We start from the raw sequence: 21,742 nt of genomic DNA, 5'->3' as shown, positions 1-21,742 counted from the left end.
GGGTGGGTGCAACGCCCACTCTCCCATCGCTCGGATACAGTGAGACGTAGCATGAAGCACTATCTGCTGCTGGCCGCGCTGGCCGTCGCCGCGCCGCTGCACCTCCATGCCAAGCCGACGGTCCCCACGATCGAACAGCTGGCCGCCTTCCCGGACATATCAAGTCTTTCCGTGTCTCCAGACGGTACTCAGATCGCCGGGCTTCAAGCCCGCGGCGAAGATCGCGTGATCCTGGTCTGGAAGACCGACAACCTCAGCGCAGCGCCTACCACGATCGGCGCAGGCCGCATGAAGTTCCAGAGCGTGAGTTTCATCAAGGACGGACTGCTGGCAGTCACCCTCTGGCAGCCATTCGACCTGCGCACCGACCGGGTCAACAAGACATTCATCAGCAAGTTCTTCATCACCGATACCGAGGGCAAGCAGTGGAAGGAGCCAATCAGCGTTCCGCGTGCCACCAGCCGCAATGAAGAACTGGAGCAGGCACTCTCCAACGCCACAGTTCTGGACACGCTGCCCAACGACCCGGATCACATCCTGGTGGTCAACGGTTCGGGCAGCAACTCGGGAGACGTCTACAAGGTCAACCTGCGCAGCTTCACATCCCAGCGCATCCAGAAGACTGAAGAACGCGTCGCCGGTTACCTCACCGATCTGAACAGCGAACTGCGTGCACGCCTGCGCCAGGACGTGGACGGTACCGGTGCCTACGTCGCCACCGAATTCCGCAACCCGGCCACCAACGCGTGGGAAGAACATTTCCGCTCGCATGTGAAGGACCGCGACATCACCCAGGTCGTCGGTTTCGCCGATGACCCGAACATCGCCTTCATCCAGAGCAACGTCGGCCGCGACAAGACCATCATCTACGAGTACGACATCACTGCGCGCAAACAGAGGGAAGTGCTGTTCGAACACAAATTCTTCAATGCGGGTTCGGTTCATGTGAACCGCTACAAGGATGTGGAGGGCGTGCCCTTCGGCGCACTGCTTGGCGTGACCTACAGTGGCCCTCGCGAGAACGAAGTTGAATGGACCCATCCGGTGTTCAAGGGCCTCAACCAAGGCGTTCGCCAGGCCCTGGGCATCCAGTCCAGCGACGTCACCCTGGTCGATCCCGCGACGGGCCAGCGCGCGACCACCCAGGCCGATACCGGCCGTGCGGTGCGCGTCGTCGACTACAGCAAGGACCTGAAGACCTTCGTGCTGGCCGTCTCTGGACCGGCCAATCCGCCTGAATATCACCTGCTGCGAAACGGCAAGCTGACCCTGCTGGCCAAGTCCTATCCGAAGATCGATCCGGCTGCGCTGGGCGATACCAGGCTGGTCTATTACAAAGCCCGCGATGGGCTGGATATTCCGGCGTTCCTGACCACACCCAACACCGAACTGTGCGGTGCCGGTCCCTGGAAGGCGGTCGTGCACCCGCATGGCGGTCCGTGGGCCCGCGATGGCATGGACTTCGATGGTTCGATGTGGGTACCGCTGATGGCATCGCGCTGCATGGCAGTACTGCGCCCGCAGTTCCGCGGCTCGGCAGACTGGAGCCGCAAGCTTTGGATGGCCGGTGACGCCGAATGGGGCCAGAAGATGCAGGACGACAAGGATGATGGCGCCAAGTGGATGATCGACCAGAAGATCGCCCAGCCCGGCCACATCGCCATGTTCGGCTTCTCCTATGGCGGCTACTCAGCGTTGGCGGCCTCGGTCCGCCCGAACGGCCTGTACAAGTGCGCGATTGCCGGCGCCGGCGTCTCGGACATCAAGAAGATCTGGGCGCGTTTCTATACCAATCCGTTCTTCCGCCAAGCGCAGTCGAAGACCGTGGACGGCCTGAACCCGCTGGACAAGGCGGGCGAGATGAAGATTCCGCTGATGGTCTACCACGGTGACCGCGATCGTACGGTTCCCATCGAGCAGTCGGAGTGGTTCGTGAACAAGGCCAAGGGCTCGGGGCAGCCGGTCGAGTTCCACGCCATCGCCGACTATGCGCACGGGCCGGCCTGGACCCGCGCGATCATGGGCGACCAGCTCAGGTTGATCGACGACTATCTGGGCAAGGGCTGCGGCGGCGGCGGCCTGTAATCCATGCCCGAGCAAGGGCGCCCCGGCGGGCGCCCTTGCTCGTTCTGGCCCTTGCGCCCGGCCATGACCTTCGACACCCTTGCAGGGCAGGCCGGCGGCGTATCGTTCGGCCCACGGCCGTCCCTGCGGCCCTTCCCTGACTCACTCGGCCTGGAGGCCATCAAAGTGACCCGTACTCCCAAGATCGTGCTGCTGACCCTGGCCGTTTCGGCCGCGCTGGTTGGCTGCGGCAAGACTGAAACCCCGGCCAAGGACGCCACCGCCTCCACGCCGGCTGCCGCCGAAGCCACCCAGTACACCCTGGACGAGAGCAAGCTGCCGGCCTACAACGCCTTCCAGCCCAGCGACCTCGATACCAGCAAGGACGCCTGTGGCGCCTTCGGCGACTACGTCAACAGCAAGTGGCTGGCCGCCAATGAAATCCCGGGCGACCGCACCAGCTGGGGCGCCTTCACCATCCTCGACGAGCGTTCGGTGGCTGTGCAGCACCAGCTGGCCGAGCAGGTGGCGCAGGTGAAGACCCCGAACCACATCGAAAAGATCGTCGGCGACCTGTGGGCCACCGGCATGGACGAGGCCAAGATCAACGCCCAGGGCATCGAGCCGCTGAAGGCCGACCTGACCGCGATCGATGGCCTGCAGGACAAGGCGGCCATTGCCAACTACCTGCGCACCAGCGCAGCCAAGGGTGACAATGTCCTGTTCGGCTTCGGCGCTGAAGCCGACTTCAAGAACTCGGCCGTGAACCTGGCCTACGCCAGCCAGGGCGGCCTGGGCCTGCCGGACAGCACCTACTACACCGACGCCAAGAACGCCGACAAGCTGAAGGCCTACCAGGCACACGTCGCCAAGGTGCTGGAGCTGTCCGGCGTCGCCACTGCCGACGCTGCCAAGCAGGCCGAGGAAGTGGTCAAGTTCGAGACCCGCCTGGCCAAGGCCTCCAAGTCGCGCGTCGAACTGTCGCGCAACGTCGAGCTGTACTACAACCCGGTCACCCTGGCCGACGCCGACAAGCTGACCCCGAACTTCAGCTGGACCGAGTTCTTCAAGTCGCAGGGCGTGGCCGCACCGGAGAAGTTCTCGCTGGCCATGCCGGCCTTCCATGAGGAAGTGAGCAAGGCGCTGGGCGACACCGATCCGTCGGTGTGGCGTGCCTACCTGCGCTTCCACACCGTGGACAGCGCCTCGCCGTACCTGGCCGACGCCTTCGTGCAGGAGAACTACGAGTTCTACGGCAAGACCCTCAACGGCCAGAAGGAACAGAAGCCGCGCTGGAAGCGCGTGCTGGGCACCATTGAAAACGACGCCGGTGAAGCCTTCGGCCAGCTGTACGTGAAGGTGGCCTTCTCGCCCGAAGCCAAGGCCAAGATGGAAGAGCTGGTGAAGAACCTGGCCGCCTCGCTGAAGGAACGCATCCAGGGCCTGAGCTGGATGAGCGATGAGACCAAGGCCAAGGCCATCGCCAAGTGGGAAACCTTCACCCCGAAGATCGGCTACCCGGACAAGTGGCGTGACTGGTCGGGCCTGCAGACCCAGCGCGACAGCTACCTGGGCAACGTGCGCGCGGCCAACGAGTTCAACTACAAGTTCAACCTGTCCAAGATCGGCAAGCCGGTGGACAAGACCGAATGGGGCATGACCCCGCAGACGGTCAACGCCTACTACAACCCGCTGCAGAACGAGATCGTGTTCCCGGCCGCCATCCTGCAGCCACCGTTCTTCGATCCGAAGGCCGACGACGCGCTGAACTACGGCGGCATCGGCGCGGTGATCGGCCACGAAATGACCCACGGTTACGACGACCAGGGCGCACGTTTCGGGCCGACCGGCAACATGGAAGACTGGTGGACCGCCGCTGACAAGAAGAACTTCGAAGGCCTGACCGGCAAGCTGGTCAAGCAGTTCGACCAGTACAAGGTCGACGGCCAGGCGGTGAACGGCCACCTGACCCTGGGCGAGAACATCGCCGACCTGGGTGGTCTGGCGACCGCCTACGACGCACTGCAGAAGGCCAGCGCAGGCAAGGAAGACGCGAAGGTGGACGGCTTCACGCGCGACCAGCGCTTCTTCTTCAACTGGGCCACCGTGTGGCGTACCAAGTACACCCCGGAGAACGCCAAGGTCCGCCTGGCCACCGACCCGCATGCCCCGGCGCAGTTCCGCGCCATGGGTGCGCCGTCGAACCTGCCGACCTTCGCGGCCGCGTTCCAGTGCAAGGCCGGTTCGCCGATGGCCCGCAGCGGCGACCAGCAGGTGGTGATCTGGTAAGCCACGGCTGACGCTGTTGCAGACCTGCAAAGGCCCGGGAATTCCCGGGCCTTTGTTTTTGGCGGTGAATGTCATCCACGCATGGCGTGGAACTACTGATCACGGCGCTCCCCGGCAGCTGCCGACCTTGGTCGGCGAAAGCACCGCGACACGTGCATCCCACGTCCATGCCACCCGCCCCGGTAGCGCCGGGCCATGCCCGGCGAAAGCACCGCGACGCGTGCATCCCGCATCCATGCCACCCACCCCGGTAGCGCCGGGCCATGCCCGGCGAAAGCKGCGCGACGCGTGCATCCCACGTCCATGCCACCCGCCCCGGTAGTGCCGGGCCATGCCCGGCGAAAGCACCGCGACGCGTGCATCCCGCGTCCATGCCCGGCTTGCTATAGTGCGCGCGCCCTCAATCCATCACGGATTCGTTCCACATGCCCAATTTCCGTCCGCTTGCCATCGCCCTCGGCATCAGCCTGGCGACCCTGGTCCCGACCCACGATGCGTTCGCCGCCGCCAAGAAGAAGGCCGCCCGCGCCCCGGCTGTCAGTGCCCAGTGCAGCGACTTCTATGACGCCACCAACGCAGGCTGGCTGAAGGCCAACCCGGTGCCGCAGACCGGCGCCACCACCGCGCTGGGCCAGCTGGTCGACCGCAGCCGCCAGCAGCAGCGTGAGCTGCTCGACGCAGCGATGAAGGCGCCGCAGGGCAACGTGCAGAAGCTGCTCGGCGACTTCTGGGCCAGCGGCCTGGACGAAGCCGCCGTGGAAGCCGACGGTTCCAATCCGATCGCCCCGCTGCTGACCCGCATCAACGCGATCAAGAAGGCCAAGGACGTTCCGGCCTCGATCGCGGCGTTGCACCAGGTGGGCATCCCGGTCGCCTTCAACTTCGGCCCCGACGTCGATCTGAAGGCGCTGGACCGCCACATCGGCTACTTCATGCAGGGCGGCATGGGCCTGCCGGACCCGGCGTTCTATACCCGCACCGATGCCGATACCGTGGCCCTGATGGGCCGCTACCGCAACTACGTCAAGCAGATCCTGGCGCTGACCGGTACCCCGGCCGCCAAGCTGGATGCCGAGTCGCAATCGGTGATCGCGCTGGAAACCGAGCTGGCGCGCAACGCGCAGTCGCTGGCCGGCATCAACAACCCGTTCAACAACTACGCACCGATCTCCACCAAGGAGCTCAACAGCCGCTACCGCAACCTGCAGCTGGATGCCTTCCTGAAGGCACAGGGCGTGGACGACGACCTGGTCTCGCTGGCCGACCCGGGCCTGTTCAAGCAGCTCGACGGCATGGTCACCAAGCTCAAGCCGGACCAGTGGAAGGCCTACCTGCGCTGGCGCGTGGGCGACTCGATGGCGCCGTACCTGTCCAAGGCATACCGCGACGCCGAGTTCGAATTCCGCGGCCGCGTGCTGCGCGGCGAAACCCTGCCGCCGCAGCGCTGGGAAGACGTGCTGGACGCGATCAACGTGGCCGCCGGCCCGATGGTCGGCCGCGAATACGCCGCCCGTTACCTGTCCGCCGAAGATCGTCGCCAGGCGGCGTGGATCGTCGACAAGGTGCGCGAAGTGCAGATCGAAGCGGTCAAGAACAGCAGCTGGATGAGCGCCGAGGCCAAGACCGAAGCGCAGGCCAAGCTGGCCGCACTGAAGATCGAGATCGGCACCCCGCTGCGCGACCTCGACTACAGCGTGCAGCCGATGGGCCGTGGTTCCTTCGGCGGCAACATGCTGATCGCTTCGACCTGGCGCCATCGCGAGGAAATGAAACGCATCGGCAAGGGCAACGCCGACCGTCGCTGGGACGTGCTGCCGCAGCAGCCGTCGCTGGCCTACGACCTGGCGCAGAACCGCCTGATCGTCACCGCCGCGATCCTGCAGGGCCCGGTGTTCAACGCCAAGGCCGACGCCGCCGACAAGTTCGGCAGCTTCGGTGGCCTGGTCGGCCATGAGCTGACCCGCGCGATCGATGCCAAGGGTGCACTGGTCGACGCCAAGGGCGAGCTGCGCAGCTGGTGGACTCCAGCCGACAAGACCGCCTGGACCCTGCTCGGCAACCGCGTGGCCGCGCAATACAGCGCCTACGACTTCCCGGGTGTGAAGGGCGCCAAGGTCAACGGCACGCTCACCCAGGAAGAAAACCTGGCCGACATCGCTGGCCTGGAACTGGCCTGGGCCGCGTACACCGCGCAGGAGCCGAAGGCCAAGCAGGCACAGCAGCAGGGCTTCTTCCGCGCCTGGTCGGCGCTGTGGGCGCAGCAGCTGTCGCCGAACGAGGCGGTGCGCCGCCTGACCGCCGACATCCGCGCGCCGGGCCTGTGGCGCAGCAACGGCACGCTGGCGAACCTGCCGGCCTTCGGTGCCACCTTCAGCTGCAAGGCCGGCCAGCCGATGCAGCGCAGCGAAGCCGAGCAGATCAAGGTCTGGCGCTGATCCAGCTGCCACACGGGTAACGCAGAGGGCGCCTTCGGGCGCCCTCCTTTTTTGCAGGTGCAGCACGATCCCGGATTAACACCGCGCATGCTATCGCTGCGGCTTCGTCCAACGTGGAGCCCCGACATGGCACACAAGAACACGATCTGTGTCTGGTATGACAACGGCGCGCTCGAGGCCGCCACCTTCTACGCCAGTATCCTGCCCGACAGCGCGGTGACCGCCGTGCATCACGCCCCCGGTGACTATCCGGACGGCAAGGAAGGCAACGTACTGACCGTTGAATTCACGGTCTGCGGCATCCCCTGCGTCGGCCTCAACGGCGGCACCACGTTCAAGCACAGCGAAGCGTTTTCCTTCCAGATCCAGACCGAGGACCAGGCCGAGACCGACCGCCTGTGGAATGCGATCGTCGGCAACGGTGGCCAGGAGAGCCAATGCGGCTGGTGCAAGGACCGCTGGGGCATCTCCTGGCAGATCAGCCCGCGCATGCTCATCGAAGCGGTGACCAGCCAGGACAAGGCACTGGCCAAGCGCGTATTCAACGCGATGATGCCGATGAAGAAGATCGACATCGCCACCATCCAGGCCGCAATCCAAAAAGGGGACGGAGGGGATTAAGTCGCTTCTCCCCATCGCCGCTGGCCCCGCGCCAATTGCGACTTAATCCCCTCCGTCCCCTTTTTTCAGAGGTGCTGATGTCCTGGGATGCGATCATCATCGGTGGTGGCCACAACGGCCTGGTCTGCGCGGCCTATCTGGCGAAGGCCGGAAAGAAGGTGATGGTCCTTGAACGCCGCGGCGTGCTCGGCGGAGCGGCGGTCACCGAGGAGTTCCATCCCGGCTTCCGCAACTCGGTGGCGTCGTACACGGTGTCGCTGCTGCAACCGAAGGTGATCGACGACCTGCAGCTGCACGCGCACGGGTTGCGCATCGTGGCGCGCCCGGCCAACAACTTCCTGCCATTGCCCGACGACCGCTACCTGTTGTCGGCACCCGGCCGCACCCAGGCCGATGTCGCGAAATTCTCCGAGCGCGATGCGCAGGCGCTGCCGGCGTACGAAGCACGCCTGGAGATCTTCGCCGACGTGCTGCGCGCGTGGGCCCTGCGTGCGCCACCGGACCTGGGCGTGGCGGGTGGTTGGCGTGCGCTGCCCGCACTGTGGCAGATGGGGAAGCTCGGCCGCGAACTGGCGGCGCTGGATGCGCCACTGCGGCAGGAGCTGCTGGACCTGTTCACGCTGTCGGCCGCGGAGTACCTGGACCGCTGGTTCGAGAGCGACCCCATCAAGGCGCTGTTCGGCTTCGACGGCATCGTCGGCAACTACGCCAGTCCATACACTCCGGGCAGCGCATACGTACTGCTGCACCACGTGTTCGGCCAGTGCAATGGTGTGAAAGGTGCGTGGGGCCATGCGATTGGTGGCATGGGCGCGATAAGCCAGGCCATCGCCAGCGCGGCGCGCGAGGGCGGGGCCGAACTGCGCGTGGATGCCGGCGTGCAACGGGTACTGACCGAACAGGGCCGCGCGGTGGGCGTGGAACTGGCCAACGGCGAAACCCTGCGCGCACGCGCCGTAGTCGCCAACGTCAATCCGAAGCTGCTGTACGAACAGTTGCTGGAGCCGGGGCAGGTACCGGCGGCCACGCGCGAGCGCATGACGAACTGGCGCTGCGGTTCCGGCACCTTCCGGATGAACGTGGCGCTGTCACGGCTGCCGGAGTTCCGCGCCCTGCCCGGCCCCGGCGAGCACCTCAGCGCCGGCATCATCATGGCCCCCAGCCTGGACTACATGGATCGCGCCTGGCTGGATGCCCGCCGCGATGGCTGGTCACGCGAACCGATCGTGGAGATGCTGATTCCCAGCACGCTGGACGATTCGCTGGCGCCGCCTGGCCAGCATGTGGCCAGCCTGTTCTGCCAGCACGTGGCGCCGGTTCTGCCTGAGGGCCGCCATTGGGATGATCATCGGGACACCGTGGCTGACCTGATGATCGCCACGGTCGAACGCTATGCGCCCGGCTTCGCTGACAGCGTCCTCGGTCGGCAGGTGCTGTCGCCGCTTGATCTGGAGCGCACCTTCGGCCTGGTCGGCGGCGACATCTTCCACGGCGCACTGAGCGCCAACCAATTGTTCTCGGCACGGCCGATGGTTGGCCAGGCCGGCTATCGCGGTGCCCTGCCCGGGTTGTACCTGTGTGGGTCGGGCACCCATCCCGGTGGTGGCGTCACCGGTGCGCCCGGGCACAATGCCGCGCAGGTGGTGTTGCAGGATGGGTAGGTGCCAACCCTGGTTGGCACACAGTGGCAGAGCGGGCGCCAACCAAGGTTGGCATCTACCGGGTCAGATGATCCGATTCAAAGTGTGCCAACCAAGGTTGGCACCTACCCGCGTGGGACAAGGTGTGCCGACCAGCGGTCGGCACCTACCGCGTCAAATGATCCTTCGGATCATTTGACGCTGCGCAGGTGGTTCGGGCGCTTCGGCGGGCCGGGCGGGCGACGCTTGTTGAACGGCGATTGCCCGCGCCAGTAGCGGATCAGCAGCCAGCCGAACAGCATGCCCCCCAGGTGTGCGAAGTGGGCCACGCCCGGCTGCCAGCCGGTCATGCCCAGCACCAGCTCGCCCACGCCGAACAGGATCACGAAGGTGCGTGCCTTCATCGGGATCGGCGGGAACAGCAGCATCACCCGCTGGTTCGGGAACAGCATGCCGTAGGCCAGCAGCAGGCCGAACACGCCGCCTGAGGCGCCCAGCACCGTGGCCGGGTTTTCCAGCAGCGTACCCACCAGCAGCTGGCAGACACCGGCACCGGCCACGCACACCAGGTAATAGAGCAGGAAGCGCTTCTCGCCCCAGGTCTGCTCCAGCGGCGCGCCGAACATGAAGACGGCCAGCATGTTGAAGAACAGGTGGCCGAAACTGCCGTGCAGGAAGCCATAGGTCAGCAGCTGCCATGGCTGGAAGTTACCGCCCGGCGAGAACGCATCGAAGCCCTGCTGCAACGGTTGCAGCATGAACGGCTCGAAGGTCTGCATGCCGAGCAGGAACGGCTGCTGCAGCAGGAACAGGATCGCGTTGGCGATCAGCAGGGCCTTGGTGACGGTAGGCAGTCGCGGGAACATGGGAGCACCGGCATGGAACGGCCTCCATCATAGCCGCAGCATCGTGTCTTGTTGGCGACCCGCAGGCGCGGCCTGTTCAGTCGCCAGCGGTGCTCAGCCCGGACCCCACACAGCGGCATCCAGTGCTGCCGCCGGATCAGCCGCCGTCATCCGCACCCGGCCGTTCTCCACCACCACGCCCTCCGCGCGCAACCGCTGTGACTGCTCGCGCCAACCAGCCGAACCTTCCTCCATGGCAATGCGCCCATCCGAGCGCAGCACGCGATGCCAGGGCAGGTCCGGGTCGTCGTTCTGGCCCAGGATGCGCGCGGTCAGGCGCGCACGCCCGGGCAGGCCGGCGCGCATCGCCACCTGGCCATAGCCCATCACCTGCCCCGCCGGGATCGCGCGGATCACCGCCAGGATGCGCGCGCGCGCCTGCTCAGGCGTCAGCGCCGCAGGCGGGTTACCAGCAGAACGCCGATCAGCACCAGCACGGTGCCGGCGATCTGCGCCGGCCCCATCGGTTCGTCGAGCAGCCATAGGCTCATCACGATGGTGGAAACAGGGCCCAGCATACCGACCTGCGCGGCCAGCGACGAACCCACGCGCTGCACCGCCAGCATGATCGCCAGCACCGGCAACACCGTGCACACGGTGGCATTGACCAGCGACAGCCATTGCACCGGCGCCGGTGCCTGCCACAGCAACGGCAGCGGATGGGTCACCGCGAAATGCAGCAGCACCAGTACGCTGGCCACGCAGCTGGCGTAGGCGGTCAGCCGCACCGCACCGATGCGCGCCACCACCTGGCCGCTGCCGAACAGGTACAGCGCGTAGCTGAGCGCACTGCCCAGTACCAGCAGGCTGCCGACGATGATCTGCCCACCCTCGCGCTGCAGGTCATGGCCGAAGGCCAGCAGCACGCCCAGATAGCTCAGCACCAGCGCGCCGATCTGCCAGCGGCCGGGGCGCTGCCGCGCCAGCAACACGTTGATCAGCAGCACCAGGGTCGGGTTCAAGTACAGGATCAACCGCTCCAGCGTGACGCTGATGTACTGCAGGCCCTGGAAGTCCAGCAGGCTCGACAGGTAGTAGCCGGTGAAGCCCAGCCACAGCACGCGGGCGCGGTCGGCCCAGGACAGCGGCCCGGCCCGGCGTGCGGCCCACAGTGCCATCAACGCGAACAGCGGCAGTGCCATCAGCATGCGCAGCGCCAGCAGCGTGGTGGCATCGACGCCATGGCGCAGGCCCAGCTTGACGATGATGGCCTTGCCGGAGGCGGCGATGGCGCCGATCGCGGCCAGGCCGATGCCCCCCAGCGCGATGCGTGGGGAAGCGGTGGCGATACGGGAAGCGGGATTGGACATCAGGACGACGGCGGGCCGCTCGGAGCGGCTGGGGAAAGCGTGGGGGCGGCCATTGTCGCATGGAGGCGTCCGATCCCCTGTAGAGCCGAGCCCGCGCTCGGCTGCACCATGTCTGGCGAAAAGCAGCCGAGCATGGCTCGGCTCTACAACAGCCCGGCTCAACGCATCAGCACCACTTCCTCGGCCGAGGTCGGGTGGATCGCCACGGTATCGTCGAACTGGGCCTTGGTCGCGCCCATCTTCACTGCCACCGCGAAACCCTGCAGGATCTCGTCGGCCGCTTCACCCAGCAGATGGATGCCCACCACCCGCTCTTCCGGGCCCACGCAGACCATCTTGAACAGGCTGCGCTGGGTACCGCTGGCCAGCGCCTGCAGCATCGGGCGGAAACGGCTGTGGTACACGCTCACCTGATCGAAACGTGCGCGCGCTTCTTCCTCGCTCATGCCCACCGCGCCCAGCGGGGGATGCGAGAACACCACGCTGGCTACGTTCCCGTAGTCCATCTTCGAGTGCGGGCGGCCGCCGAACAGGCGATCCATCAGGCGCCGCGATGCAGCCACCGCCACCGGCGTCAGGCCGACCTTGCCGGCGATGTCACCGACCGCATGCACGCTCGGCACGCTGGTGGTCTGCCATTCGTCCACCTCCACCTGTTGATGCTCGCCGATCCCGATGCCCAGCGCTTCCAGGCCCAGGTCACGACTGTTGCCGCGACGACCGGTAGCGAAGAAGACTGCATCGAACACGCTGTCGAGCGGGCCGTCGTGGCCGAACGCACGCACGCGTTCGCCATCGCGCTGCAGTTCGCGCAGGCGGTAGTCGAAATGGATGCGCACGCCCTGCTGTTTCAGGTTCTCGGCCAGCTGGTCGGTCAGCTCGTAGTCGAAGCGTTCCAGCAAGCGCTTTCCGCGCACCAGCAGGTTCACCCTGCTGCCCAGCGCCTGCAGCAGGCCGGCCAGTTCCACTGCAATGTAGCCACCGCCGATGATCGCGACCTCGGCCGGTGCCGCGCGCAGATCGAAGAAGTCATCGGAAACCAGGCCCAGTTCGGCACCGGGAATGTCCGGGCGCAGCGGGTGCGCGCCGGTGGCGATCAGGATGTGTTCGGCGCTGTAACGCACGCCATCGCTGCAGGCCACCGTATGCGCATCGAGCAGATGGCCACGCGCCGGAATGCGCACCACGCCGGTTTCATCCAGGCGCTTGTGGTAGCTGACGTGGATGTTGCTGATATAGGCCTGGCGATGGATCACCAGTTCCTTCCACGACAGCGCCGGGCGTGCCTCGACATCGAAACCCATCGCACTGGCCAGGCCGATGCGCTCGTGCAGGTCGGCGGCCAGCCACATCGCCTTCTTCGGCACGCAGCCAACGTTGACACAGGTGCCGCCCAGTTCGCCGGGCTCCAGCATCGCCACGCGCTTGCCATGCTGCGCCGCGCGGATCGCGCCGGCCAGGCCGGCGGAGCCACCGCCAAGGACGATCAGGTCGTAATCATAGGGTGCAGTGCTCATCGGAATCGCTCGGGTCGGTAAGGGGCAGGATCGATCGCTGGGGTGCGGCCGCAGACGAGATCGGCGATCAGCTGGCCGGTGCCGGCGCTCATGCTGATGCCGAGCATGCCATGCCCCGCTGCAAGCCAGACGTGAGGATGCGCGGGTGCGCGGCCGATCAACGGCACGTCGTCCACGCTCATGGGGCGCCACCCGCACCATTGCTCCTGCAGCTGCGCACCGCGTGGCGCGCGCAGGTAGTGGTCGGCGGCCTGCTGCAAAGCCTGCAGGCGGGCCGTGCGCAGCTGAGGATCGGCACCGGCGAATTCCATGGTGCCGCCCAGGCGCAGCGCGTCGCGCCAGGCGATCACGAACACGGAATGGTCTTTCAGCACCACCGGACGCTGTGGCACCTGCGCCGGTCGTGACCAGGTCAGCGAGTAGCCTTTGCCGGGCTGGATCGGCACGCGCAGATCCAGTTGCCGTGCCCAGTCGCACGACCACGGCCCGGTGGCCAGCACCAGCTCACGTGCCCGCAGGGTCTGCCCGCCGACCTGCACGCGTACCCCCTGTGCATCGTCGCTGAAGCGCTGCACGTCCTTCTGCTCGTCGATCACCACGCCCTGCGCGCGCAGCACACGTGCCAGCTCCGCGGTGTAGCGGTCCGGCCGCAGCTGCGCATCGCCGGGAAAGTGGATCGCGCCGGCCAGACGGTCGTGGAAGGCCGGATTGGCGCGTGCGTAGCCGGCCCCGTCGATGCAGGCCGTGGCAATACCCTGCCTGTTCAGTGCTTCACACTCGGCCGCGTAGTGATCGAAGTTGCGCGCATCGCCGAACACATAGTCCAGCCCGCGCGTATCGAACTCGCATTCCAGTGCATGCGCCTGCACCCAATCGGCCAGGCGCAGCCGCGAGTCGTTCAGCAATGCGCCGCGTGCCCGCGTGGATTGCAGCCAGTCACGCGCGTTGCAGCGCGCACCGAACTGAAGCAGCCAGCGCCACAGCGCCGGATCCAGGCGGGTGCGCACATACAGCGGCGCACGCGGATCGAGCATCCAGCGCAATGCGCGCAGTGGCACGCCAGGCGCAGCCAGTGGAGGTGCATGGCTGGGGGTGACGGTGCCGCAGTTGCCGTGCGAGGTTGCCGCACCAATGCGGCCACGATCGATCACGCGCACCTGCCGGCCCTGCGCGCGCAGTGCGAGCGCGGTGGCCAGACCGATGGCACCGGCGCCCACCACGATCACATCCTCGCGCGCGCCCAGCATCGATCAGCCCTGCCCGGCTCCGCGCCGCATCGGCGGCCACTGCCGATAGGTCATCGCACGCCACAGCCATTCCATCGGCCCAAAGCGGAAGTAGCGCAGCCAGACGTGCGAGATGCCCACCTGCACGGCGAACAGCAGCAGCGCAAACAACAGCTGCACGCTGCGTGGCATCATTTCGAACGCGCCCAGGCCGTAGTGGTAGAACAGCCAGGTGCACAGCAGGGATTGGCCCAGGTAATGGGTCAACGCCATGCGCCCGACCGGCGCCAGCCAGCCCAGCCGCGCGCGCCAGTGCACGATCCAGGCCAGGTAGCCCAGGCACATCGGCAGTCCGCCGATCGTCAGCAGCGCCATCGCCGCCGTCACCGGCAGATCGTAGGCACCCGGCGCCAGATATGGCTTCCACACAACACCCAGCAGCGTGACCAGCAGGCCGAGGGGCAGTGCCACCCAGCGCAGCACCGCGTACAGCCGCGGGAAGCGCTCCGGCGTGGCCAGCGCGCCGCTGCCGGCAAACCAGCTGCCGATCAGGAACATGCCGAGCACCTCCGGACCGGTGATCAGCAGCGCCCCCATCGACGTGCCAAACTCATTCAGTCGCTGCACGGTGGCCTGCATCCAGCTGCCGTGCCCGTACACCTGGCGCTGCAGATCGATGCTCTGCTGCGCCTCGGTGAGCATCCCCCGCACCTCGTCCGCCGAGGCCATCGACACCATCGCGCCGACCAGCAGCATCATCGCCACGCCGCCGAGGTAGACCGTCGCGCCCATCCACGGCAGCCAGCTGCGCGGCGCCTCCCGGCAGGCCAGCAGCGGCAGCGATATCAGTGCATACATCACCAGGATGTCGCCGGACCAGACCAGCACTGCATGGCACAGGCCGATCAGCAGCAGACCGGCACTGCGACGCAGGTAGAACGGGGTGAAATCACGCCCAGCCAGCTCGGCGCGTTGCGCCATCACCGCAAAGCCGGCGCCGAACAACAGCGAGAACAGGGTGAAGAACTTGCCCTGTACGAACACATAGACAAAGGCATCGGCCCAGTAGTCAATGCCATGCCAATGCACGTCGATGGCAGTGAACGCCAGGTCCAGCGGCCCGCTGAAGGCCTCGATGTTCATCAGCAGGATGCCCAGCAGCGCGGCACCGCGCAGCACGTCCAGCACGGCGATGCGTTCGCCGGAGGCCATCGGCTGCAGGGAAGGAGAAGCGGCGTTCACGGGGCATCCGTCGGGCAGGTCCGCCATTATGCCGCCGCCCTGCGCGCCATGGATGGCCGCGCCGTGTTCCAGAAACGCAACGGCCCGCCGAAGCGGGCCGTTGCTGCCATCACGATCGCGCTGCGATCAGTGGTGGTGACCACCGTCGCCGTGGACGTGGCCGTGGTCGATCTCTTCCTGGCCGGCTTCGCGCACATCGACGATTTCCACGTCGAAGTGCAGGTCCTTGCCAGCCATCGGGTGGTTCAGGTCAACGTCGACGACGCTCATGCCGACCTTCTGCACGGTCACCGCACGCGGGCCGAAGTTGGTCTGCAGCACGACCTGCTGGCCTGGAGCCAGCTTGGTGTTGCCGAAGTGCTTCTTCGGCACGCGCTGGGACAGGCCCTCACGGCGCTCGCCGTAGGCGTCGGCAGCATTGACATCGACGCTGAAGGTCGCGCCGGCTTCCTTGTCCATCATGGCGTTTTCCAGGCCCGGGATGATGTTGCCGTGGCCGATCAGGATCGCCAGCGGCTCGCCGCGGTCCTTGGACGATTCGATCGGCTCCTGGCCGACTTCGGAAACGGTGTAGTGGAAGCGGACAACGCGGTCTTTTTCGATCTTCATGCGCAACTCTGTCTGGATCTGCCGGAGGCAGGCGGGTTGGGGCGGGTTGTCGCCCGGCGGGGACGCCGCCATCATGACGGCCAATCCAAGGTGGCGCATTATCCGGAGATCATGCACATCACGCCAGTTTCGTCCGGCCTGCGCCGGCTTCTCGCCCCGGCCCTGATGCTGGCCCTGCCCCTGCTGATGACCGCCTGCGGCGGTGGCAAGGCCACCCGCCCTGCGCCGCCCCCGCCAACGGCGAACTGGCCGAAGACCGTGCCGGACAACCCGGAGGCGGCCAACTCGGTGCTGATGCGCGCCATCAGCCTGGTCGGCACCCCCTACCGCTATGGCGGCAACACCCCTGATTCGGGCTTCGACTGCAGCGGCCTGGTCGCCTATGTCTACCGCGAGATGCTGGACCTGAAGCTGCCACGTACTTCGCGTGATCTGGCGGCGGTACAGGGCCCGAAGATCGATCCGCAACGCCTGGCCACCGGCGATCTGGTGTTCTTCGGCAGCCGCGGCAACGTCACCCACGTCGGCATTTATGTAGGTGAAGGGCGTTTCGTGCACGCGCCAAGCACCGGTGGCACCGTGCGGCTGGACTCGCTCAGCGGTCCCTACTGGAAGGACCACTACACCGGCGCGAAACGTGTCCTTCGCTAAGATGAACAGGCGATATGTTCAAAACTGTGACGATCGTCACCTTGAAACTAACGAATTACTAACGGAATTTTTAACTTATCCGCGCTTTTACAGGGCATGATGCCCCATCGTTTTTTTCCTGTGACCGACGCGTGACGACTGACGACCTGAAAAGCGAAGGCCAGACTTCCGTATCTTCACGCAGTGCCCGCCCGTTGTTGCTTGGCCTGGCACTGTGTCTGACCAGCCTCCCGGCCTGGTCGCAGACTGCTCCGAACCGTTCCGATGTGATACCGGCCCCGGTGGCCGAGAGCGCCGCCCGACCGGCCGTCAAGGCCGAGGCTGCCGCTCCGCAGCGCAGCCGCGTCGACGCCGCCGCCAGCGCTACCCTGGCCGCCCTGCTGCCGCACCTGGCCGCCAACGACACCATTCCGCTGATGGACCGCTCGGCCGTGGTGGCCGGTGACCTCAGCCGCCTCCTCGCCAACTACGACACCAGCAGCGCTGCCAATGGCAGCGTTGTCGGCACCGCGGCCGACAACGGCAAGGTGCAGTCCCTGCTGCGCCGTGCGATGACCCTGCTGGGCACCCCGTACCGTTGGGGCGGCAGCAACCCGGACAGCGGTTTCGACTGCAGTGGCCTGGTCGGTTACGTGTTCCGCTCGGCCCTGGGTATCGAGCTGCCGCGCGTCTCCCGCGAAATGGCGCACGATGACAACGCCGAACTGATCAACGACCGCACCGCGCTGGCCGCCGGTGACCTGGTGTTCTTCGGCCGCAAGGGCCGCGTCGACCACGTCGGCATCTACGTGGGTGATGGCCGCTTCCTGCACGCACCGAGCTCGGGCAAGGACGTGCGCGTGGACACCCTGCTCAGCGGCTACTGGGGCAACAAGTTCATGCAGGCCCGCCGGGTCGACCTCTGACCCGCTGGCGCCACCGCGCTGCCTGATACGAGAAAGCCGCTGCCCTGCAGCGGCTTTTTTGTTGGGCCCGAGCAATGGATGGGTAGCTGCCGACCTTGGTCGGCACCGCCTTCATCCACGCATGGCGTGGATCTACCAGGGCCACTCTCTGCTCGGCACCGCATCAGCCACCTGCAGAACAAAAGGCCCGCCGGGTCAGGGCGGGCCTTTCATCTCCACGCAACCTCAGGCGCGTGGCGGTGTCGGATCGGGATCATCCACGCCCACGTTGCTGGACGGGTTGTCATATACCGCCTGGTCGAGCAGCCCGGTTTCCTTGGCCACGATCACCGGCACCAGCATCTGGCCCGTCACGTTCGTCATCGTGCGCATCATGTCCAGGATGCGGTCGATGGCATACAGGTAGCCGATCGTCTCCAGCGGCAGGTTGGCTGCGCTCAGCACCACGGTGGCCATGATCACCGCGGTACCCGGAACACCGGCCGTACCGAAGCTGCCCAGCACCGAGGCGATCAGCACCACCACGTACTGTTCCGGGGTCAGCGGCACACCGCTGTACTGCGCGATGAACACCGCGCACAGCGCCGGGTAGATCGCGCCGCAGCCGTCCATCTTGATGCTGGCACCCAGCGGCACCGCGAACGAACCGTAGTCCTTGTTCACGCCCAGGTTGTGGGTGATCGAACGCAGCGCCACCGGCATCGCGGCGAAGCTGGACGAGCTGACGAAGGCCACCTGCATGCCCGGCGCCGCGCCGCGGAAGAACTTCAGCGGGTTCAGGCCGTGCGCCAGCAGCAGCGCACTGTAGACCACCACGATGTGCAGGGCGCAGGCCACGTACAGGGCCAGCACGAAATGCCCAAGCGGCAGCAGCTTCTCGAACCCGTAGCTGCCGACCAGGCCAGCGATCAGGCCAAAGGTACCGATCGGGGTGACTTCCAGCACGAAGCGGGTCACCTGGATCATGATGTCGCTCATCTGGCCGACCAGTTTGCGCGCCTCGGTCACCTTCTCGCCCAGCTTGACGATGGCAAAGCCCACCAGGCCGGCGAAGAAGATCACCGGCAGGATCGAGCCGCGACCGGCGGCCAGCACGGTTTCACCGGCGGCATTGACCTTGGTGCCGATGCCGGACAGCGCGTAGAAGACATTGGCCGGCACCACGTCCAGCAGCACCTGCACCACGCTGGGCACTTCGCGCGGCACGTAGTTGCTGGCCATCGACAACTGCAGGCCACCGGCGCCGGGCTGCAGCACCGTACCCACGGCCAGGCCGACACACACCGCCAGCGCGGCGGTGATCACGAACCACAGGAAGGTGCGGCCACTGAGCGCGGCGACCGACTTCTGGCCGTGCAGCGACGAGATCGCGTTGATGACCGCGAAGAACACCAGCGGCACCGCGATCATCTTGATCAGGGTGACGTACAGCTCGCCAAGCGGGCCGAACCACGTTTCGGCGGCCGGGCCGAGCGCCCAGCCGGCCAGCGCGCCGAGCACGAAGCCACCGACCACGCGCTGCCAGAATGGAATCCGCAGCCAGGCAGAGACCAGCTTCATAGGCAATCCAGAGGGAAGGAAGGGATGCTGGCACGATAGCCCAACAACGGCTGGGGAACGACCGCCCGGCCGGCAAATCAGTGTGTCATCGGCGTGCCTTGCAGGGGCGGGCATAATGAACGTCCCGTTACAGTTTGTGAGATCCCAGCGTCCATGCGCCGTTCCGTCTCCCTGTTGGCCGCCTGCGCCACCACCCTGCTGCTGGGCGCCTGCGCCAGCACCGCCCCCGCGTCCGCCCCGGCTGGCCTGAAGGTCGCCGTCGATCCCGTCGCCCACCCGGCCGGCGAGACCCCGCAGTGGTGGTACCGCAGCGGCGCCGCCCAGGCCGCGGCCAACGGCGCGATGTCAGGCAAAGCCAAGAACGTCATCCTGTTCCTCGGCGACGGCATGAGCCTGACCACCGTGGCCGCCTCGCGCATCTACGAAGGCCAGCAGAAGGGCGGCTCGGGCGAAGAGAACCTGCTGTCCTGGGAGCGCTTCCCGGCCACGGCGTTCAGCAAGACCTACAACACCGATTCGCAGACCCCGGATTCGGCCGGCACCATGACCGCCATCACCACTGGCGTGAAGACCCACATGGGTGCGATCGGCGTCAGTGCCGGCAGCCGCACCGACTGCGCCGACAGCCTGTCCAAGGGCCTGCTGACCTGGCTGCAGCTGGCCGACAGCGCCGGCCTGGCTACCGGCGTGGTATCCACCGCGCGCCTGACCCATGCCACCCCGGCCGCCACCTACGCGCACTCGCCCGAGCGCAACTGGGAAAACGACACCGACCTGACCGACGCGGCCAAGGCCGCAGGCTGCAAGGACATCGCCCAGCAGCTGCTGTCGACCTCGCGCTATGGGCGTGGCCCGCTGGTTGCCCTTGGCGGCGGCCGTGGTGAGTTCACCACGGTGGAAGAGCGCGATCCGGAATACGACGACAAGGTCGGCCAGCGCCTCGATGGCCGCAGCCTGGTACAGGAATGGCAGCAGGCGCACCCGCAGGGTGCCTACGTGTGGAACAGCAAGCAGCTGGCGGCCGCCGCCAACGCGCCTGCCATCCTTGGCCTGTTCGAGCCGGACCACATGCGCTACGAGTACGAGCGTCCGCAGGATCCGGGCGGCGAGCCGAGCCTGGCCGAGCTGACCGCTGCAGCGATCAAGAATCTGTCGAAGCACCAGGAAGGCTACGTGCTGATGATCGAAGGCGCGCGCATCGACCATGCCAATCACAGTGGCAACGCCTACCGTGCACTGACCGAGACCGTGGCGCTGTCCGACGCGGTACGCGTGGCCAACGAGCTGACCTCGGCCGATGACACGCTGATCATCGTCACCGCCGACCACTCGCACACGCTGAACTTCGTCGGCTACCCGGCGCGTGGCAACCCGATCCTGGGCAAGGTGAAGGACAAGGGCGGCGAAGACGGCGCCGGCAAGCTCGACTATGCGCTGGACGGCAGCGGCCAGCCCTACACCACCCTGACCTACGCCAACGGCCCGGGCCACACCGGCAGCAGCAACCAGCAGCCGGCCGGCCCGAAGCGCTACCCGCACAACCCCAGCAGCTTCGAACCGGCCAACGGCCGCCCGAACCTGCGCGAGGTCGACACCGAGCACCCCGACTACATGCAGGAGGCGCTGGTGCCGATGAAGTCCGAGTCGCACGGCGGCGAAGACGTCGGCATCTGGGCACGCGGCCCAGGCAGCAAGGCGATCCGCGGCACGCTGGAACAGAACGCGATCTACCACATGATCGTGCAGGCTACCCCGGCCCTGCGCGAGCGCCTGTGCCAGGCCGGCACCTGCGACGACAAGGGCGTGCCGGTGCAGCTGCCGGCGCCTACCGCGTTCGAGCGCAAGGCCGAGGCCGAGGCCGAGGCCGAGGCCAAGTGATCATGAGGCAGGCCCGCCGCCCTGCCCCTGCCAGCGGCCGCTTCGCGCGGTCGCTGGCCCTGCTCGGCGTGCTGGCCAGTTCCAGCGCGCTGGCGCAGGCACCGGCGTGCAAGCTGCTGACCGACGAACACGGGTTATGGCCGCTGCCCAACTGCGAAGTGGTCGACCACCGGCCGAAGATCCAGCCGGACACGCTGAAAGACCTGAACTTTGATGACCACGGCCTGGCCGTGGTGTATGCCGAGCAGGGCTTCCACTACGTCGACCGCAAGGGCCGCAGCCTGCCGGTGCTGACCTGGGACAACGGCCCGGAGACACCGGAAGAAGGCCTGCTGCGCGCCCGCGTAGGCAACCGCGTGGCCTACTTCGACCTGAAGTTCCGCCAGGTGGTGCCGGGCACCTTCGATTTCGCCTGGCCGTTCCGCGACGGCGTGGCCGAGGTCTGCAACGGCTGCCGTCGCGGCACGCCGGATGCCGATGGCCACACGCCGATGGAAGGTGGAGAGCGGTTCCGCATCGACCGCTCGGGCCGTCGGGTGAAGTAGGGTTTTCGGCAGGGCTGCGCCCTGCACCTGCAGACGCAACGGCAACGGCAACGGCAACGGCCGAAGCAACAGCAACAGCGTGCATTCCGTGGGATGGCGGGGCACTGTCGGTTTGCGGGGACGCCGTAAACCCATCCATGGGGGCTTGGTCGCCGCATCCATGCGGCTCACACCCCGCAAACCCACAGTGCCCCGCCTTCGACAGTTGGCTGGTGGCCAGTAGCAACTGTCTTGTCAGGGGCTGCCGAGGGCCACCTCGGCGTCCCGCTTGCGGGCATTGAGGATCACCAGCATTTTCCGCATGACCGCCACCAGTGCCACCTTGCTCGCTTTACCCTTGGCCTT

17 protein-coding genes and 1 pseudogene are annotated in these 21,742 nt (G+C 66.7%); 9 read left to right on the top strand and 9 right to left on the bottom strand.

Going from position 1 to position 21,742, the window contains the following annotated elements; translation table 11 throughout:
* Nucleotides 1-51: 51 nt before the first annotated feature.
* From D7T59_RS12790 to D7T59_RS12770, 5 genes are all read left to right on the top strand, one after another.
* Nucleotides 52-2,085, top strand: a complete 2,034-nt coding sequence (locus D7T59_RS12790; RefSeq protein ID WP_180852585.1) for an alpha/beta hydrolase family protein — start codon at nt 52-54, stop codon at nt 2,083-2,085.
* Between the two features lie 165 nt (nt 2,086-2,250).
* Nucleotides 2,251-4,353: a M13 family metallopeptidase gene (locus tag D7T59_RS12785; protein ID WP_164137226.1), complete on the top strand. Its 2,103-nt coding sequence runs from the start codon at nt 2,251-2,253 to the stop codon at nt 4,351-4,353.
* Nucleotides 4,354-4,778: 425 nt separating this feature from the next.
* Nucleotides 4,779-6,788, top strand: a complete 2,010-nt coding sequence (locus D7T59_RS12780) for a M13 family metallopeptidase (RefSeq protein ID WP_164137225.1) — start codon at nt 4,779-4,781, stop codon at nt 6,786-6,788.
* 126 nt (nt 6,789-6,914) lie between these two features.
* A complete protein-coding gene (locus tag D7T59_RS12775) occupies nt 6,915-7,409 on the top strand; it encodes a VOC family protein (protein WP_180852584.1) in 495 nt (164 codons plus the stop codon).
* A gap of 77 nt (nt 7,410-7,486) precedes the next feature.
* Nucleotides 7,487-9,070 (top strand): phytoene desaturase family protein, encoded by a 1,584-nt coding sequence (locus D7T59_RS12770; RefSeq protein ID WP_180852583.1) that lies wholly within the window; start codon nt 7,487-7,489, stop codon nt 9,068-9,070.
* A gap of 170 nt (nt 9,071-9,240) precedes the next feature.
* On the opposite strand, the gene D7T59_RS12765 is transcribed toward D7T59_RS12770, so the two are convergent.
* From D7T59_RS12765 to D7T59_RS12735, 7 genes are all read right to left on the bottom strand, one after another.
* Nucleotides 9,241-9,915 carry a rhomboid family intramembrane serine protease gene (locus D7T59_RS12765; RefSeq protein WP_032128229.1) on the bottom strand — a complete coding sequence of 225 codons (675 nt, stop codon included), beginning with the start codon at nt 9,913-9,915 and terminating at the stop codon, nt 9,241-9,243.
* Nucleotides 9,916-10,008: 93 nt separating this feature from the next.
* A complete protein-coding gene (locus D7T59_RS12760) occupies nt 10,009-10,437 on the bottom strand; it encodes an MGMT family protein (protein ID WP_407070871.1) in 429 nt (142 codons plus the stop codon).
* Nucleotides 10,344-11,264 carry a DMT family transporter gene (locus D7T59_RS12755; protein ID WP_180852582.1) on the bottom strand — a complete coding sequence of 307 codons (921 nt, stop codon included), beginning with the start codon at nt 11,262-11,264 and terminating at the stop codon, nt 10,344-10,346. The genes D7T59_RS12760 and D7T59_RS12755 overlap by 94 nt, the downstream gene beginning before the upstream one ends.
* 158 nt (nt 11,265-11,422) lie before the next feature.
* Nucleotides 11,423-12,781: a glutathione-disulfide reductase gene (gorA, locus tag D7T59_RS12750; RefSeq protein WP_180852581.1), complete on the bottom strand. Its 1,359-nt coding sequence runs from the start codon at nt 12,779-12,781 to the stop codon at nt 11,423-11,425.
* On the bottom strand, nt 12,778-14,028 hold the full coding sequence (locus tag D7T59_RS12745; RefSeq protein WP_164137221.1) for an NAD(P)/FAD-dependent oxidoreductase: 1,251 nt from the start codon (nt 14,026-14,028) through the stop codon (nt 12,778-12,780). Before D7T59_RS12745 ends, gorA begins: the two co-directional genes overlap by 4 nt.
* A gap of 3 nt (nt 14,029-14,031) precedes the next feature.
* Nucleotides 14,032-15,276, bottom strand: coding sequence for a DUF418 domain-containing protein (locus tag D7T59_RS12740; protein ID WP_180852580.1), 1,245 nt, complete (start codon nt 15,274-15,276; stop codon nt 14,032-14,034).
* A gap of 99 nt (nt 15,277-15,375) precedes the next feature.
* Nucleotides 15,376-15,858 carry an FKBP-type peptidyl-prolyl cis-trans isomerase gene (locus D7T59_RS12735; RefSeq protein ID WP_099554997.1) on the bottom strand — a complete coding sequence of 161 codons (483 nt, stop codon included), beginning with the start codon at nt 15,856-15,858 and terminating at the stop codon, nt 15,376-15,378.
* Nucleotides 15,859-15,969: 111 nt separating this feature from the next.
* Between D7T59_RS12735 and D7T59_RS12730 the strand changes: the two genes are divergently transcribed.
* A complete protein-coding gene (locus D7T59_RS12730; RefSeq protein ID WP_180852579.1) occupies nt 15,970-16,509 on the top strand; it encodes a C40 family peptidase in 540 nt (179 codons plus the stop codon).
* 131 nt (nt 16,510-16,640) lie between these two features.
* Nucleotides 16,641-17,414, top strand: a complete 774-nt coding sequence (locus D7T59_RS12725) for a C40 family peptidase (RefSeq protein ID WP_180852578.1) — start codon at nt 16,641-16,643, stop codon at nt 17,412-17,414.
* A gap of 225 nt (nt 17,415-17,639) precedes the next feature.
* Here D7T59_RS12725 and D7T59_RS12720 read toward each other — a convergent pair whose 3' ends face one another.
* The gene (locus tag D7T59_RS12720) at nt 17,640-18,974 is read right to left on the bottom strand and encodes a dicarboxylate/amino acid:cation symporter (protein WP_142806487.1); all 1,335 of its coding nucleotides are present in this window, start codon (nt 18,972-18,974) and stop codon (nt 17,640-17,642) included.
* Between the two features lie 153 nt (nt 18,975-19,127).
* Between D7T59_RS12720 and D7T59_RS12715 the strand changes: the two genes are divergently transcribed.
* Both D7T59_RS12715 and D7T59_RS12710 read left to right on the top strand, forming a co-directional pair.
* The gene (locus D7T59_RS12715; protein ID WP_180852577.1) at nt 19,128-20,852 is read left to right on the top strand and encodes an alkaline phosphatase; all 1,725 of its coding nucleotides are present in this window, start codon (nt 19,128-19,130) and stop codon (nt 20,850-20,852) included.
* Complete coding sequence (locus D7T59_RS12710) at nt 20,849-21,397, top strand: WG repeat-containing protein (protein WP_180852576.1); 549 nt, start codon at nt 20,849-20,851, stop codon at nt 21,395-21,397. Before D7T59_RS12715 ends, D7T59_RS12710 begins: the two co-directional genes overlap by 4 nt.
* A 234-nt stretch (nt 21,398-21,631) precedes the next feature.
* On the opposite strand, the pseudogene D7T59_RS12705 reads toward D7T59_RS12710, so the two are convergent.
* A pseudogene (locus D7T59_RS12705) lies at nt 21,632-21,742 on the bottom strand (IS110 family transposase); the annotation flags it as partial.

This window comes from Stenotrophomonas maltophilia (genome assembly GCF_013464915.1).
GTDB lineage: Bacteria > Pseudomonadota > Gammaproteobacteria > Xanthomonadales > Xanthomonadaceae > Stenotrophomonas > Stenotrophomonas maltophilia_AT.
The sequence above is the reverse complement of the archived record's forward strand: the minus strand, read 5'-3'. Positions and strand labels throughout refer to the sequence as shown.